Annotated in this window: 14 protein-coding genes; 5 read left to right on the forward strand and 9 right to left on the reverse strand. The window is 71.5% G+C overall.

From position 1 onward, the window contains the following. The first annotated feature begins 180 nt into the window (after positions 1-180). Positions 181-1389, forward strand: coding sequence for a nucleotide sugar dehydrogenase (locus tag ACZ6SQ_RS16575; protein ID WP_469562059.1), 1209 nt, complete (start codon positions 181-183; stop codon positions 1387-1389). A gap of 106 nt (positions 1390-1495) precedes the next feature. On the opposite strand, the gene ACZ6SQ_RS16580 is transcribed toward ACZ6SQ_RS16575, so the two are convergent. From ACZ6SQ_RS16580 to ACZ6SQ_RS16595, 4 genes are all read right to left on the reverse strand, one after another. Next, positions 1496-2620, reverse strand: a complete 1125-nt coding sequence (locus ACZ6SQ_RS16580) for a GuaB3 family IMP dehydrogenase-related protein (protein WP_386377371.1) — start codon at positions 2618-2620, stop codon at positions 1496-1498. A gap of 106 nt (positions 2621-2726) precedes the next feature. Further along, positions 2727-4235, reverse strand: coding sequence for an IMP dehydrogenase (gene guaB, locus ACZ6SQ_RS16585; RefSeq protein ID WP_469562062.1), 1509 nt, complete (start codon positions 4233-4235; stop codon positions 2727-2729). A gap of 163 nt (positions 4236-4398) precedes the next feature. Then, a complete protein-coding gene (locus tag ACZ6SQ_RS16590) occupies positions 4399-4986 on the reverse strand; it encodes a sigma-70 family RNA polymerase sigma factor (protein WP_356693953.1) in 588 nt (195 codons plus the stop codon). A 340-nt stretch (positions 4987-5326) separates the two neighbouring features. Continuing rightward, the gene (locus ACZ6SQ_RS16595) at positions 5327-5938 is read right to left on the reverse strand and encodes a response regulator transcription factor (protein WP_003948568.1); all 612 of its coding nucleotides are present in this window, start codon (positions 5936-5938) and stop codon (positions 5327-5329) included. A 379-nt stretch (positions 5939-6317) separates the two neighbouring features. Between ACZ6SQ_RS16595 and ACZ6SQ_RS16600 the strand changes: the two genes are divergently transcribed. Continuing rightward, a complete protein-coding gene (locus ACZ6SQ_RS16600) occupies positions 6318-6647 on the forward strand; it encodes a WhiB family transcriptional regulator (RefSeq protein WP_356693951.1) in 330 nt (109 codons plus the stop codon). A 342-nt stretch (positions 6648-6989) separates the two neighbouring features. Here the strand turns inward: ACZ6SQ_RS16600 and ACZ6SQ_RS16605 are convergent, their stop codons facing one another. Further along, on the reverse strand, positions 6990-7892 hold the full coding sequence (locus ACZ6SQ_RS16605) for a LysR family transcriptional regulator (RefSeq protein ID WP_389319765.1): 903 nt from the start codon (positions 7890-7892) through the stop codon (positions 6990-6992). Positions 7893-7997: 105 nt separating this feature from the next. Between ACZ6SQ_RS16605 and ACZ6SQ_RS16610 the strand changes: the two genes are divergently transcribed. The 3 genes from ACZ6SQ_RS16610 (at position 7998) to ACZ6SQ_RS16620 (ending at position 10450) form a co-directional block, all read left to right on the forward strand. After that, positions 7998-8666, forward strand: coding sequence for an MOSC domain-containing protein (locus ACZ6SQ_RS16610; RefSeq protein ID WP_469562066.1), 669 nt, complete (start codon positions 7998-8000; stop codon positions 8664-8666). Positions 8667-8755: 89 nt separating this feature from the next. Further along, entirely contained in the window at positions 8756-9529 is a 774-nt protein-coding gene (locus ACZ6SQ_RS16615; RefSeq protein WP_469562069.1) for an SDR family NAD(P)-dependent oxidoreductase, read from the forward strand. 213 nt (positions 9530-9742) lie between these two features. Further along, positions 9743-10450, forward strand: coding sequence for an ester cyclase (locus ACZ6SQ_RS16620; protein ID WP_469562072.1), 708 nt, complete (start codon positions 9743-9745; stop codon positions 10448-10450). Positions 10451-10535: 85 nt separating this feature from the next. Here the strand turns inward: ACZ6SQ_RS16620 and groL are convergent, their stop codons facing one another. The 4 genes from groL to ACZ6SQ_RS16640 all read right to left on the reverse strand — a co-directional run bounded on the left by groL (position 10536) and on the right by ACZ6SQ_RS16640 (position 14542). Further along, positions 10536-12152 (reverse strand): chaperonin GroEL, encoded by a 1617-nt coding sequence (groL, locus tag ACZ6SQ_RS16625; protein ID WP_469562074.1) that lies wholly within the window; start codon positions 12150-12152, stop codon positions 10536-10538. Positions 12153-12278: 126 nt separating this feature from the next. After that, positions 12279-12587, reverse strand: a complete 309-nt coding sequence (gene groES / locus ACZ6SQ_RS16630) for a co-chaperone GroES (protein ID WP_356693929.1) — start codon at positions 12585-12587, stop codon at positions 12279-12281. A 207-nt stretch (positions 12588-12794) separates the two neighbouring features. Beyond that, positions 12795-13646: a polysaccharide deacetylase family protein gene (locus ACZ6SQ_RS16635; protein ID WP_469562078.1), complete on the reverse strand. Its 852-nt coding sequence runs from the start codon at positions 13644-13646 to the stop codon at positions 12795-12797. Next, positions 13643-14542, reverse strand: a complete 900-nt coding sequence (locus ACZ6SQ_RS16640; protein WP_469562081.1) for a polysaccharide deacetylase family protein — start codon at positions 14540-14542, stop codon at positions 13643-13645. The genes ACZ6SQ_RS16635 and ACZ6SQ_RS16640 overlap by 4 nt, the downstream gene beginning before the upstream one ends. Between the last annotated feature and the right edge of the window lie 70 nt (positions 14543-14612).

Raw genomic sequence — 14612 nt, forward strand, 5'->3', positions numbered from 1 at the left:
CGACCTGTGGACAACTCCGGCGGACCTGGACGCGTCCTCCGCCACCGGACCGGGCGACACAAGGAAACAATGCAGCATATCGGTCATATTTACGCCTAGTCTGACATTGCGCTCGCTCGTTCTGTCCACCGGGCTTGCGCACCTGTCCCGCTTCGGTTACTGGGAAGGACGGCCCACTCCATGCCCGCAGATCTCGCCGTGATCGGACTCGGCCCGCTCGGCCTGCCGCTGGCCCAGGCCGCGGTGGCCGCCGGCATCCCCACGGTCGGCTATCGCACCGGGACCGAGGCCGGGTCCCTCAGCCCCGCCGAACTGCGCCGGATGCACTCGGAGGGCTTCCGGCCGGCCGACGGGCCCGCCGAACTCGGCCGCGTCCGCACGGCGGTCATCTGCGCCCCCACCCCGCGCGCCGCGGACGGCGGCCTCGACCTCGGCCAGGTGGAGACGGCCGCCCGCACGCTCGCGGCCAGGCTGCGTCCCCACACCACGGTCATCCTGGAGTCCCCGGTCCTCCCCGGCACCACGGAGGACGTCCTGCGCCCCCTGCTCGAGGAGGGCTCCGGCCTTCGCGCGGGACGCGACTTCCACCTCGCCCACTCCCCCAGCCGCGTCGACCCCGGCAACCGCGTGTTCACCCCCGCCAACACGCCCAAGGTCATCGGCGGCCTCACCCCCGCCTGCACGGAGTCCGCCGCCGCCTTCTACAGCCGCATCACCGACAAGGTCGTCCGCGCGCGCGGACTGCGCGAGGCGGAGACGGTGCATCTGCTGGAGACCACCTACCGGCACGTGAACATCGCCCTCGTCAACGAAATGGCCGTCCTCTGCCACGACTTGGGCGTCGACCTCTGGGACGTCATCCGCTGCGCGGAGACCAAGCCCTTCGGTTTCCAGGCCTTCCGCCCCGGCCCCGGCGTGGGCGGCCACACCGTCCCCCAGGACCTCATCGGCCACCCCGGCCGCGGCCTGCGCATGGTCGAACTGGCACGCCAGGTCAACGAACAGATGCCGCGCTACGTCGTCCAGCGCGCGGCCGCCCTGCTGAACGAGCACGGCAAGTCGGCGCGAGGCGCCCGCGTCCTCCTGCTGGGCGTCGCCTACAAGCCCGACCTCGCCGACGAACAGGCCACCCCCGCCCACGAGATCGCCTTCCGCCTGATGTCCCTGGGCGCGGCGGTCAGCTACCACGACCCGCACATCCCCTCGTGGACCGTCCTCGACCGCCCGATCCCCCGCGTCGACTCCTTCTACGAGGCCGCCGCCGAGGCCGACCTCACGATCCTCCTCCAGCCCCACCGCACCTACGACCTCCAGGGCCTGTCGGTCAAGGCCCAACTCCTCCTGGACACCCGAGGAACAACCCCCACAGGGGTGGCGCACCGCCTGTGACGGGGGCGCACGCCCCACGACAGCCCGGAGGAGGTCCGGCCGCCGCACACGCCGAAGGGCCCGCCCACCTGCTGGTGAGCGGGCCCTTCGGCGTGTGCGGGTGGGGTCAGCGCTTGTGCTGGGAGTCCGCGACCGTGACCTCGACGCGCTGGAACTCCTTGAGCTCGCTGTAGCCGGTGGTGGCCATGGCGCGGCGCAGGGCGCCGAAGAGGTTCATGGAGCCGTCCGGGGTGTGGGACGGGCCGGTGAGGACCTCCTCGATGGTGCCGACCGTGCCGAGGTCGACCTTCTTGCCGCGCGGCAGCTCCTCGTTGACCGCCTCCATGCCCCAGTGGTGGCCCTTGCCGGGCGCGTCCGTGGCACGGGCCAGCGGGGAGCCCATCATCACGGCGTCGGCGCCGCAGGCGACGGCCTTGGGCAGGTCGCCGGACCAGCCGACGCCGCCGTCGGCGATGACGTGCACGTACCGGCCGCCGGACTCGTCCATGTAGTCACGGCGGGCCGCCGCCACGTCCGCGACGGCCGTGGCCATCGGGACCTGGATGCCCAGCACGTTGCGGGTGGTGTGCGCGGCGCCGCCGCCGAAGCCGACCAGCACACCCGCGGCGCCCGAGCGCATCAGGTGCAGGGCCGCGGTGTACGTGGCGCAGCCGCCGACGATCACCGGGACGTCCAGCTCGTAGATGAACTGCTTCAGGTTCAGCGGCTCGGCGGCGCCGGAGACGTGCTCGGCCGAGACCGTCGTACCGCGGATGACGAAGATGTCCACGCCCGCGTCGACGACGGCCTTGGAGAACTGGGCCGTGCGCTGCGGGGAGAGCGCCGCGGCGGTGACCACGCCGGAGTCGCGCACCTCCTTGATCCGCGCGCCGATCAGCTCCTCCTTGATCGGGGCGGCGTAGATCTCCTGGAGGCGGCGGGTCGCGGTCTCCGAGGGCAGCCCGGCGATCTCGTCGAGCAGCGGCTGCGGGTCCTCGTAGCGCGTCCACAGGCCTTCGAGGTTGAGCACGCCGAGACCGCCGAGCTCGCCGATCCGGATCGCGGTGGCCGGCGAGACGACCGAGTCCATGGGGGCGGCCAGGAAGGGCAGCTCGAAGCGGTAGGCGTCGATCTGCCAGGCGATCGAGACCTCCTTCGGGTCCCGCGTACGGCGGCTGGGGACGACGGCGATGTCGTCGAAGGCGTACGCCCGGCGGCCGCGCTTGCCGCGCCCGATCTCGATCTCAGTCACGATGTGTGGCCTTTCCCTGATGCGTTTCAGCGTCTTCCAGTATCGCCGACGGGCACCACAAGGGCGGCCCCGGTGCTTGCGGGGCCGCCCTTGTCGGAGCTGGTGACTACTTGTGGCGGCTGTAGTTCGGCGCCTCGACCGTCATCTGGATGTCGTGCGGGTGGCTCTCCTTCAGGCCCGCCGAGGTGATCCGGACGAACCGGCCGTTGGCCTGGAGGTCCGGCACGGTCTTGCCGCCGACGTAGAACATCGACTGGCGCAGGCCGCCGACCAGCTGGTGCACGACCGAGGCGAGCGGGCCGCGGTAGGGCACCTGGCCCTCGATGCCCTCGGGGATCAGCTGCTCGTCGGAGGCGACGCCCTCCTGGAAGTAGCGGTCCTTGGAGAACGACTTGCGGTCGCCGCGGGTCTGCATGGCCCCGAGGGAGCCCATGCCGCGGTACGACTTGAACTGCTTGCCGTTGATGAACAGCAGCTCGCCCGGCGACTCCTCGCAGCCCGCGAGCAGCGAGCCGAGCATCACCGTGTCGGCGCCCGCGACCAGGGCCTTGGCGATGTCGCCGGAGTACTGCAGGCCACCGTCGCCGATGACCGGGACACCGGCCTCGCGGGCGGCGAGCGCGGCCTCGTAGATCGCGGTGACCTGCGGGACGCCGACACCGGCGACCACGCGGGTGGTGCAGATCGAGCCCGGGCCGACACCGACCTTGATGCCGTCGGCGCCCGCGTCGACCAGCGCCTGGGCGCCGTCGCGGGTGGCGACGTTGCCGCCGACGACGTCGACGCCGGACGAGTTGGACTTGATCTTGGCGATCATGTCGCCGACCAGCCGGGAGTGACCGTGGGCGGTGTCCACGACGATGAAGTCGACGCCCGCCTCGATCAGCGCCTGGGCGCGCTCGAAGGAGTCACCGGCGACACCGACGGCCGCGCCGACGAGCAGCCGGCCGCCCGCGTCCTTGGCGGCGTTCGGGTACTTCTCCGCCTTGACGAAGTCCTTGACCGTGATCAGGCCCTTGAGGACGCCCTGGTCGTCGACCAGCGGCAGCTTCTCGATCTTGTGCCGGCGCAGCAGCTCGATGGCGTCCACGCCGGAGATGCCGACCTTGCCGGTGACCAGCGGCATCGGCGTCATGACCTCGCGCACGCGGCGGGTGCGGTCGCTCTCGAAGGCCATGTCACGGTTGGTGACGATGCCCAGCAGCTTCTTGTCGCCGTCGGTGACCGGGACGCCGCTGATGCGGAACTTGGCGCAGAGCGCGTCGGCCTCGGCGAGCGTGGCGTCCGGGTGGATCGTGATCGGGTCGGTGACCATGCCCGACTCGGAGCGCTTGACCAGGTCGACCTGGTTGGCCTGGTCCTCGATGGACAGGTTGCGGTGCAGTACGCCGACGCCGCCCTGGCGGGCCATCGCGATCGCCATGCGCGACTCGGTGACCTTGTCCATGGCGGCGGACAGCAGCGGGATGTTCACCCGCACGTTCCTGGAGACGTACGAGGCGGTGTCGATCTCGTCGGGTGCCATGTCCGACGAGCCCGGCAGCAGCAGCACGTCGTCGTAGGTCAGCCCGAGTGTCGCGAATTTACCGGGCACTCCGTCGACGTTTGCAGTCATGACACCTTCCCCAATGGCCTTGATCGGTGCGGATGTCCATGCTAACGGGAAGAGGACCCGTCTCATTCCACGGTTCCGAACCCCGGGCGGCTTCGTATGTTCGTACGGAAAGTGGTCGCCGCCTGTTCAACCAAGGCGCGGACACCGCTCCACGGCTGGGCCGTTACTGCTCCGCCAGTGCCCGCAGCCGGCTCAGCGCACGGTGCTGGGCGACCCGGACCGCGCCGGGTGACATTCCCAACATTTGACCCGTCTCCTCCGCCGTGAGGCCGACCGCGATCCGCAGCAGGAGCAGTTCGCGCTGGTTCTCGGGCAGGTTGGCCAGCAGTTTCTTGGCCCATTCGGCGTCGCTGCTGAGCAGTGCCCGCTCTTCGGGGCCGAGGGAGTCGTCGGGCCGCTCGGGCATCTCGTCCGAGGGGACGGCCGTGGAGCCCGGGTGGCGCATCGCGGCCCGCTGAAGGTCGGCGACCTTGTGGGAGGCGATGGCGAAGACGAACGCCTCGAAGGGCCTGCCGGTGTCCCGGTAGCGCGGCAGCGCCAGCAGGACGGCGACACAGACCTCCTGGGCGAGGTCCTCGACGAAGTGGCGCGCGTCGCCGGGAAGCCGGGACAGCCGGGTGCGGCAGTAGCGCAGCGCCAGGGGGTGGACATGGGCGAGCAGGTCGTGTGTGGCCTGCTCGTCCCCGTCGACCGCGCGATGCACGAGCGCGCCGATCGCACCCTGGGCACGGGTCGGCTCGTCGTCGCGCATCGGTCCATCGTGCCCTGAGCCCGTTCGGCCCGTGGCACCGCGTCCATCGTTGTGCACCGAAGCGTTATGAGCAGGTGCGCCGGAAGTCATCCCTTGCGCCCTCCCCTTCCGCTCGACCGACTCGTCCCCGAGGAACTCCACACCTCAAGGATGCGGCATCCGCGCCGAAACGAGCAGCGGGCATCTGGAGGGCGGTCCACACCCGCGCCCCGTCAGGGCGCGGGGCTGTATCGACGCAAGGCTCCGCCGCATGGGCGCGACCGGCCGACACTGCCCGCGCGGGGACCGCCCACGGACGACGGCGGACGGGTGACAGCAGGCCACTCGCCCGAGTGGGGCTCTAGCGGACCAGTCCCCACCGGAAGCCCAGGGCCACCGCGTGGGCCCGGTCCGAGGCGCCCAGCTTCTTGAACAGACGCCGGGCGTGGGTCTTGACCGTGTCCTCGGAGAGGAACAGCTCCCGCCCGATCTCCGCGTTGGAGCGGCCGTGGCTCATGCCCTCCAGCACCTGGATCTCACGCGCGGTGAGCGTCGGCGCCGCACCCATCTCGGCCGACCGCAGCCGCCGCGGCGCGAGCCGCCAGGTGGGGTCGGCGAGCGCCTGCGTCACGGTCGCCCGCAGCTCCGCGCGCGAGGCGTCCTTGTGGAGGTACCCGCGCGCACCCGCGGCGACCGCGAGGGCGACGCCGTCGAGGTCCTCCGCGACGGTGAGCATGATGATGCGGGCACCCGGGTCGGCGGACAGCAGCCGCCGCACGGTCTCGACGCCGCCCAGTCCGGGCATGCGTACGTCCATCAGAATCAGGTCCGAGCGGTCGGCACCCCAGCGGCGGAGGACTTCCTCGCCGTTGGCCGCCGTCGTCACGCGCTCGACACCGGGCACGGTCGCGACCGCGCGGCGGAGCGCCTCTCGGGCAAGCGGGGAGTCGTCGCAGACGAGGACGGAAGTCATGGCCGCCCTCCGCAGCTGATGCGCGTCACCTTGAGCCTCCAGGCTGGTACGAATCGTCACCTGTGCGGTCGACCGTCTCGGACGCCTGCCCGAGCGCTTTTGTTTTCAACCGCCTCCGCACTCTCAACGACGGTCACTCGAAAGAGTTACGGGGCTGTCTGCCATCTTCGGCACTCTACGTGAGGGGGCGGACACGGGGCAGACATAGCCGCCGGACCCTCAACGTTTCATCACAAGCGCGCCCCATTCGGCCCATTTTCTTCCCTTTTGCTGGTGTCCGAGGCTAGATTCGCAATGAGTCATATTTTCATCTCCTTAGATCGTAGTTGTACGGTCGTGGGCACCGTATCCGCTCTGAACGGCTACAAGGGGTCACGCAATGGCAGATTTCTCCCGCCTTCCCGGACCGAACGCGGACTTGTGGGACTGGCAGCTGCTCGCTGCCTGTCGCGGGGTGGACAGCTCGCTCTTCTTTCATCCGGAGGGTGAGCGCGGGGCGGCCAGGAGCGCTCGCGAGAACTCGGCCAAGGAGGTCTGCATGAGGTGCCCGGTCCGCGCGCAGTGCGCGGCTCACGCGCTGGCGGTGCGCGAACCGTACGGCGTGTGGGGCGGGTTGACCGAGGACGAGCGCGAGGAGCTCATGGGCCGGGCGCGCCATCGCCTGGTGACGGCTTCGACGTCCGGCGGCGACGCCGGTTCGAACACCTGAAGGAACGTTTCTTCGGATCTCTGGGGGCTGAACGGGTGAGGGCTCGCGGTGCGCGCGCCTGGGCTTTGTCGTGCCCTGTCCCTGGCCGGGGGGTGCCGCGGGGTCTTACTGAGGGTGATCCCGTGCCCGCCGGGTGCGGGGCGGGCGTGGCTGGTCGCGGTCCGCCGGGTGCGGGGGGCGGATAGGGCTGGTCGCGGTCCGCCGGGTGCGGGTCGGGTGTGGCTGGTCGCGCAGTTCCCCGCGCCCCTTGAGGGGCGTGCACGACGGGCGCCTGTGGGGCACGGGGAGTCGCGCGGGCAAGTCACGCCCACCCGCACCCGGCGGTCACAGGTGGGGCTCTTTCTAGCGCCGCGTCGCCCTGGCCAATTGGTCGAGCGTCGCCGTCACCGCCGGGACCTGGGCCAGGTCGGGGAGGGTGAGGGCGACGATGTCCCGGCGCACCGCGGGCTCCAGGGTCACCGCACGTGCCCCTCGGGGCCGTACGGACTCGATGGCCAGCTGGGGCAGCACGGCGACGCCGAGACCGGCGCCGACCAGGCCCACCACGGCCGGGTAGTCGTCGGTGGCGAAGTCGATGCGGGGCGTGAAGCCGGCGCCCTCGCACACCTCCACGAGCTGGCCGCGGCAGCGCGGGCAGCCCGCGATCCAGGGCTCCTCGGCGAGTTCGCCGATGGCGACGGAACCGGCCCGGGCCAGCCGGTGGCGTTCGGGCACGAGCGCGACCAGACGGTCCGTCAGCAGCGGCCGTACGACGAGGTCGTCCCACTCCGCGTCCTGCGCGCCCGCGCTCCCCGCGTAGCGGAAGGCGAGGGCGATGTCGCAGTCCCCCTCGCGGAGCATCTCCACGCTGCGCGGCGGCTCGGCCTCCACCAGGGAGACCCTGGTGCCGGGGTGCGCCGCGCGCAGGGCGGCGAGGGCGGTGGGGACGAGGGTGGAACTGCCGCTGGGGAAGGAGACCAGCCGGACCCGGCCGGCGCGCAGCCCGGCGATCGCCGCGACCTCCTCCTCCGCGGCGGTGAGCCCGGCGAGGATGCCGGCGGCGTGCCGGACCAGGGCCTCGCCGGCCTGGGTCAGCCGCATCTCACGGCCGCCGCGCACCAGCAACGGAGTGCCGACGGAGGCCTCCAGGGCCTTCATCTGCTGGCTCACCGCGGGCTGTGTGCAGCCCAGCTCGCGCCCCGCCGCGGAGAAGGAACCGGTGGCGGCGACGGCGCGCAGCACACGGAGATGTCGTGCCTCGATCACGCCCTGAGCATAAGTCTTGCTTGGGTGCGGAGGCGAATAGTGCATCGATGCTTTGGCTCCGGTAATGCGTCGACGCTTTGGCTCCGGGCGGCCTACCGTGCGCTCATGATGCTTCTGTCGCTGAATCTGGGCCGTGCGACGGCCGTGCCCTACACCGACCAGCCGGAAGGGCTGACCGGTATCGACAAGCGGCCCGTCGAGGGCCCGGTGCGGGTGGCGGCGCCCGGCCCCAAGGGGGTCGGGGCGAGCGGGCTGGCCGGGGACGCGGTGTGCGACACCCGGCACCACGGCGGCGACGACCAGGCCGTCTACGCCGTCGCGCGGGAGGACCTAGACGACTGGGAGGCCGAGCTGGGCCGGGAGCTGCGCAACGGCTGCTTCGGCGAGAACCTCACCACGAGCGGTCTGGACGTCTCCGGCGCCCTCATCGGCGAACGCTGGCGCGTCGGCCCCGACCTGGTCCTCGAGGTGACCTGCGGCCGTATCCCCTGCCGGACCTTCCAGGGCCACCTCGGCGAGGAGCGCTGGGTCAAGCGCTTCACGCAGCGCGCGGCGCCGGGGGCGTACCTCCGGGTGATCGAGCCGGGGGAGATCCGCGCGGGCGACCCGATCGAGATCGTGCACCGTCCCGCCCACGAGGTGACGGTGGCGCTCGCCTTCCAGGCGGAGACGACCCGGCGGTCGCTGCTGCCCGAGATCCTCGCGGCGGGTGAGGCGCTGCACCCCGAGCTGCTGGCCGCGGCCCGCAAGTACACGGCGGCGAACGGGAGCTGATCGCCGGTCGGCCGAATCCTCACGCGCGGTACCCGAATCCCCCACCTGCCGGGCCGGATCCCCCGTCTCCGGGTCATTAACCTTGCGCCATGACAACGGCTCTCATTACGGGATCGACGGCGGGCATCGGTGCCGCGTTCGCGCGGCGGCTGGCCGCGGACGGGCAGAACCTCGTCCTGGTGGCACGGGACGGCAAGCGGCTGGCGGAGCAGGCGACCGAGCTGCACGACCGGCACGGCATCGAGGCGGAGGTGCTGGTGGCCGACCTGGCGACGGACGCCGGGATCGATGCCGTGGCGGCCCGGCTGGCGGACCGGCGGAGCGCCGTCGACCTGCTGGTGAACAACGCCGGGTTCGGCAACAGGGGCCGTTTTCTGGAGGTGTCCGCCGAGGACGAGCTGCGGATGCTGAAGGTGCACTGCGAGGCGGTGCTGCGGCTGACGGCGGCGGCGACGGAGGCGATGCGCGAGCGCGGGCGCGGCGGGGTCGTGAACGTGGCCTCGGTCGCGGCGTTCGTGCCGCGCGGCACCTACGGGGCGTCGAAGGCGTGGGTCGTGCAGTTCACGCAGGGCGTGGCGCGCGATCTGGCGGGCAGCGGCGTGCGGCTGATGGCGCTGTGCCCGGGGTTCGTGCGCACCGAGTTCCACGAGCGGGCCGGCATGGGCACCGACAACATCCCGGGCTGGATGTGGCTCGACGCCGACAAGCTGGTCGCGGCGGCCCTGGCCGACCTGGCCCGCGGCCGGACCGTGTCGATTCCGGACCCGCGGTACAAGGCGCTGATGGGCGTGGTCAAGGTGATCCCCCGGGGCATGCTGGGCGGGGTCACCTCCAGAACCGGGCGGAAGTACGGCCCGCAGTAGGGCCGGGCGGAGGTACGGGCCTCAGCGGACCGACTGCGGACCGGCGTCGCCGGGGCCGGGCGGGCCGGAGGCCGCGAGGGCGGGGCCGGGGTTCTGGGCGGCGACCCGGCACGCGGGGCGGAGGCCGCGGGCACGGGGCGGAGGCCGCCGGGGCGGGGCGGTGGAACAATGGAGCTGTCCGGACGGACCCCTCGGGGGACCGGAGGCGGCGCCATGACGTTCGTACAGATCATCGACTGCAAGACCAGCCGGTTCGACGAGATGAACCGGCTGATGGACACCTGGGTCGAACAGACCAAAGGCAAGCGGACCGCGACGCACAACGTGATCGGCAAGGACCGGTCCGACGCGTCGCACTACATCGAGATCGTGGAGTTCCCCTCGTACGAGGAGGCGATGCGGAACTCGAACCTCCCCGAGACCGACAGGATCTTCCGGGACATGGTCGCGCTCTGCGACGAGATGCCGACGTTCACGGACCTGGACGTCGTACGGGACGAGCAGCTGTACGCGGCCAATGTGCGGCGGCTGCTCCAGACGATGGGCACGCCGGGCGAGCTCCCGCCGCTCAACGACCTGATCGCCGAGCACTACCACGACCACGACCCCTCCAACGAGCAGGACAACCTCGGGCTGGACGCCATCCGGCGCGAGATGGAGATGTGGCGCGGGGCGTTCGACTTCGCGTTCACCGTGGAGGACCTGATCTGCGAGGGTGACCGGGTCTGTGTGCGCTGGTTCTGGAAGGGCACCAACAAGGGCGACTTCCTCGGCATCCCGGCCACCGGCAAGGAATGCACCATGACCGGCACGACGGTCTTCCGCTGCGGCGGCGACGGCAAGATCGCGGAGGCCTGGTGGGAGTACGACCGCCTGGGCCTGATGTCCCAGCTGGGCGTGCTGGACGCACTGGAGCAGTAGGACTCGCGGCAGGCCCCGCTGCCTGACAGCCGGAAGGCCCGGCGCCCCCAACCGGGTGCCGGGCCTTCTGGTGGTGCGTGGTGCGTCAGTGCGAGTGGCCGTGGCCCGCCTCGGCCGGCTCCTCTTCCTTCTTCTCGACGACCAGGGTCTCGGTCGTCAGGAGGAGGGAGGCGATGGAGGCGGCGTTCTCCAGGGCGGAGCGGGTGACCTTGACCGGGTCGATGACGCCCTGCTTGACCAGGTCGCCGTACTCGCCGGTGGCGGCGTTGTAGCCGTTGCCCTTCTCCAGGTCGGCGACCTTGGAGACGATGACGTAGCCCTCGAGGCCGGCGTTCTCGGCGATCCAGCGCAGCGGCTCGACGGCGGCGCGGCGGACGACGGAGACACCGGTGGCCTCGTCGCCGGTCTTGCCGAGGTTGCCCTCGAGGACCTTCACGGCGTGGACGAGCGCGGAGCCACCACCGGAGACGATGCCCTCCTCGACCGCGGCGCGGGTCGCGGAGATGGCGTCCTCCAGACGGTGCTTCTTCTCCTTCAGCTCCACCTCGGTGGCGGCGCCGACCTTGATCACGCACACGCCGCCGGCCAGCTTCGCGAGGCGCTCCTGGAGCTTCTCGCGGTCCCAGTCGGAGTCGGTGTTCTCGATCTCGGCCTTGATCTGGTTGACGCGGCCCGCGACGTCCTCGGAGTTGCCCGCGCCGTCGACCAGCGTGGTGTCGTCCTTGGTGACGGTCACGCGGCGGGCACTGCCCAGCACGTCCAGACCGGCCTGGTCGAGCTTGAGGCCGACCTCCTCGGAGATGACCGTGGCGCCGGTGAGGACCGCCATGTCCTGGAGCATCGCCTTGCGGCGGTCGCCGAAGCCGGGGGCCTTGACCGCGACCGCGTTGAAGGTGCCGCGGATCTTGTTCACCACGAGGGTGGACAGGGCCTCGCCCTCGACGTCCTCGGCGATGATCAGCAGCGGGCGGGAGCCACCGGACTGGATGACCTTCTCCAGCAGCGGCAGCAGGTCCTGGATCGAGGAGATCTTGCCCTGGTTGATGAGGATGTAGGGCTCCTCCAGGACCGCCTCCATGCGCTCCTGGTCCGTCACGAAGTACGGCGACAGGTAGCCCTTGTCGAAGGCCATGCCCTCGGTGAAGTCCAGCTCCAGACCGAAGGTGTTGGACTCCTCGACGGTGATGACACCGTCCTTGCCGACCTTGTCCATCGCCTCGGCGATGAGCTCGCCGACCTGCTGGTCCTGGGCGGACAGCGCGGCGACGGCGGCGATGTCGGACTTCTCCTCGATCGGCCGGGCGGTCGCGAGCAGGTCCTCGGAGACGGCGGCGACGGCCGCGTCGATGCCCTTCTTCAGGGCGGCCGGGGAGGCGCCGGCGGCGACGTTCTTCAGGCCCTCGCGGACGAGCGCCTGGGCCAGCACGGTGGCGGTGGTCGTACCGTCACCCGCGATGTCGTTGGTCTTGGTCGCCACCTCCTTCACCAGCTGCGCGCCGAGGTTCTCGTACGGGTCCTCGACCTCGACCTCGCGGGCGATGGTCACACCGTCGTTGGTGATGGTGGGGGCGCCGAACTTCTTGTCGATCACGACGTTGCGGCCCTTGGGACCGATCGTCACCTTGACCGTGTCCGCAAGCTTGTTGACGCCACGCTCAAGGGCGCGACGGGCGTCCTCGTCGAACTTCAGGATCTTCGCCATGGCAGCGGTAGCCCTCTCGGAAAAGTCTGGGGTAAAGAAACTGCGCCCCGGGCGCCCGGCTACTCATCGGTCGCGGGGGCCAGGGGCGCAGTGGAAAGCAAAGGTGCTTCGCGGGAAGCGAGGTGCTTACTTCTCGATGATCGCGAGAACGTCGCGAGCCGAGAGAACGAGGTACTCCTCGTTGTTGTACTTCACCTCGGTGCCGCCGTACTTGCTGTAGAGGACCACGTCGCCGACCTGGACGTCGAGCGGCAGACGGTTGCCGTCCTCGAAGCGGCCCGGGCCCACGGCGAGGACGACGCCCTCCTGGGGCTTCTCCTTCGCGGTGTCCGGGATGACCAGGCCGGAGGCCGTGGTCTGCTCGGCGTCGAGCGGCTGGACCACGATGCGGTCCTCGAGCGGCTTGATGGCAACCTTGGAGCTGGTGGTCGTCACGATCCGACCTCCCCCTTCGGAGATCTCACGGGGTTAACTGTCTGAGGTGGCGACCAGGTGGATCCGTCGTCGCGGGTGCCGGACCTGCCCGTCGCGTGTTTGGCACTCTCCAGTGGGGAGTGCCAGAGCCGAGACTATGACCGGGGTTAGCACTCGGTCAAGCGGAGTGCCAATTGACGTCCGGCGCGGCGCGTTCTCTCCAGTCGCTCACAGGTAGTCCTCCAGCCTCCCCACCGTCAGCCCGAGCCGCTGGATCTCCCGCAGCACGGCGGCCGTACGGTCGCGCAGAGGCGGGTCGGTGGGGTCGTGGGAGGGCAGCGAGACGATCGCGCCGGGGGCGAGCCCGGCGGGGGCCCGGGTGCCGGCGACGGTCGCGCTCCAGCGGACGACCGCCGCGATGCCGCAGTCGGCGGCGGCCCGCAGCGTGGCGGTGTCGTAGGCGCCGTGCGGCGGGCGGAACAGGCGCGGGCGCAGGCCGAAGCGGGACCGGAGCTTGTCCTGCTGCCCGCAGATCGCCGCGCGCTGTCCGGCGTACGGCAGTCCGCGCAGGTAGGTGTGGTCGAGGGTGTGGTTCTGCACGTCCGCGCCGACCGCGCGCAGCCGCGCGAAGTGCGCGTAGCCCGGCCCCACGACATGGCCGGTGAGGAACAGGCTGACCGGGAGCCGCAGTTCGCGGACCAGGTCGACGAACCGGGGGTCGCGCTCGGCCCCGTCGTCGTAGGTCAGGAAGACGACCGGGTCGCGGGTCGGCACCCGGTCGACGACGGGCGGCCGCGCGCCGGGGGCGGCCGGCCGGGGCCGGTGTGCGGGGTCCGGCGGGGCGGGCAGGGGCGCGGCGAGACCCCAGCGGCGGTACGGCGGCTGCGGCGCGCGGGAGTCAACGGCGGGGGCGTGCGGGGGCGCGGAGGGGGCTGTTGCGGGGGCCCGTGCGGCGCCGGTCTCGTGCACCCGTTCGGCCGCCTTGCCGCCCGGCCGTTCGACCGGGTCGCCGGACCGGGCGCAGCCCGCGAGGAGGGCGGTGAGGGCGAGCGCGGCCGCGATCGGGTACCGCACCCTCACAGATAGTCCTCCAGCCGCGCGACCGCGTAGCCCTCGTCCGTCACCTTGCGCAGGAACCGGCGGATCATGTCGGACATGGTGCCCTTCCACTGGTCCTTGCCGCGGAAGTGGCTGAGGACGATGTCGCCGGGGTGCAGGGCGTGGTCCGGCTCGCGGTACTCCCAGCGGTCGACGAAGACCTCCTGGTTCCACAGGGGGGCGTACTTCACGCCGCAGGCCTTCGCGGCGCGCAGGGTGTCCCGGTTGTAACCGCCGAAGGGCGGCCGGAACAGCACGGGGCGCTTGCCGTAGCGCTTCTCGATGACGTCCTGCATGCCGCAGATCTCGTGCTTCTGGCGGGCGTAGGACAGGGCGCGCATGTACGGGTGGTGCAGGGTGTGATTGTTCAGGACCACACCCCGGTCCTGCATCCGCCCGAAGTACCCGTAGTCCTCCTTGACCAGGTAGTCGCTGAGGAAGGCGGTGTACGGGATCTTCAGATCGCTCATCATCCGCAGGAAGGCGGGGTCCTTCTCGGCGCCGTCGTCGATGGTGAGGAAGACGACCTTGTCCCTGGTGGGGACGGTGGTGAAGACCGGGGGGAGGCCCAGCTCCTCGTGGCCGTCGACCTCGAAGCCCTTGCGGGTGCCGATCACCGGCTTCCGTGCGGGCGGGGCCGGGGGCGTCAGCGGCATGCGGGTCAGCCCCCAGCGCCTGGTGGCGGCCGCGCGGGCGGTGTGGTCGGCGCGCAGGCGGTCGGCGTAGGAGTCCAGGGCGCGCGCCGGGGGCGCCTCGAGGTGCGGCTGCTGCCCGGGGGCGGGCCGCGCCGCGGAGGCCTCGGGGCGGGCGCCCTCGGCGCATCCGGAGACGATGGCGGAGGCGACGAGCACGGCGAGCGCGGCACGGACGCGCGGCACGCGAGGTGCGGGTCCCCGCCGGCGCCCCGCGGAACGCCCCCGGCGACCGGAGGCACCCCGGCCGCCGCCC

The organism is Streptomyces sp. NPDC048600 (assembly GCF_055587025.1).

Coding starts and splice junctions, on each gene's coding strand:
- ACZ6SQ_RS16575 (WP_469562059.1), top strand. CDS start 181: ATGCCCGCAGATCTCGCCGTGATCGGACTCGGCCCGCTCGGCCTGCCG.
- guaB (WP_469562062.1), bottom strand. CDS start 4,235: ATGACTGCAAACGTCGACGGAGTGCCCGGTAAATTCGCGACACTCGGG.
- ACZ6SQ_RS16590 (WP_356693953.1), bottom strand. CDS start 4,986: ATGCGCGACGACGAGCCGACCCGTGCCCAGGGTGCGATCGGCGCGCTC.
- ACZ6SQ_RS16595 (WP_003948568.1), bottom strand. CDS start 5,938: ATGACTTCCGTCCTCGTCTGCGACGACTCCCCGCTTGCCCGAGAGGCG.
- ACZ6SQ_RS16600 (WP_356693951.1), top strand. CDS start 6,318: ATGGCAGATTTCTCCCGCCTTCCCGGACCGAACGCGGACTTGTGGGAC.
- ACZ6SQ_RS16610 (WP_469562066.1), top strand. CDS start 7,998: ATGATGCTTCTGTCGCTGAATCTGGGCCGTGCGACGGCCGTGCCCTAC.
- ACZ6SQ_RS16615 (WP_469562069.1), top strand. CDS start 8,756: ATGACAACGGCTCTCATTACGGGATCGACGGCGGGCATCGGTGCCGCG.
- ACZ6SQ_RS16620 (WP_469562072.1), top strand. CDS start 9,743: ATGACGTTCGTACAGATCATCGACTGCAAGACCAGCCGGTTCGACGAG.
- groL (WP_469562074.1), bottom strand. CDS start 12,152: ATGGCGAAGATCCTGAAGTTCGACGAGGACGCCCGTCGCGCCCTTGAG.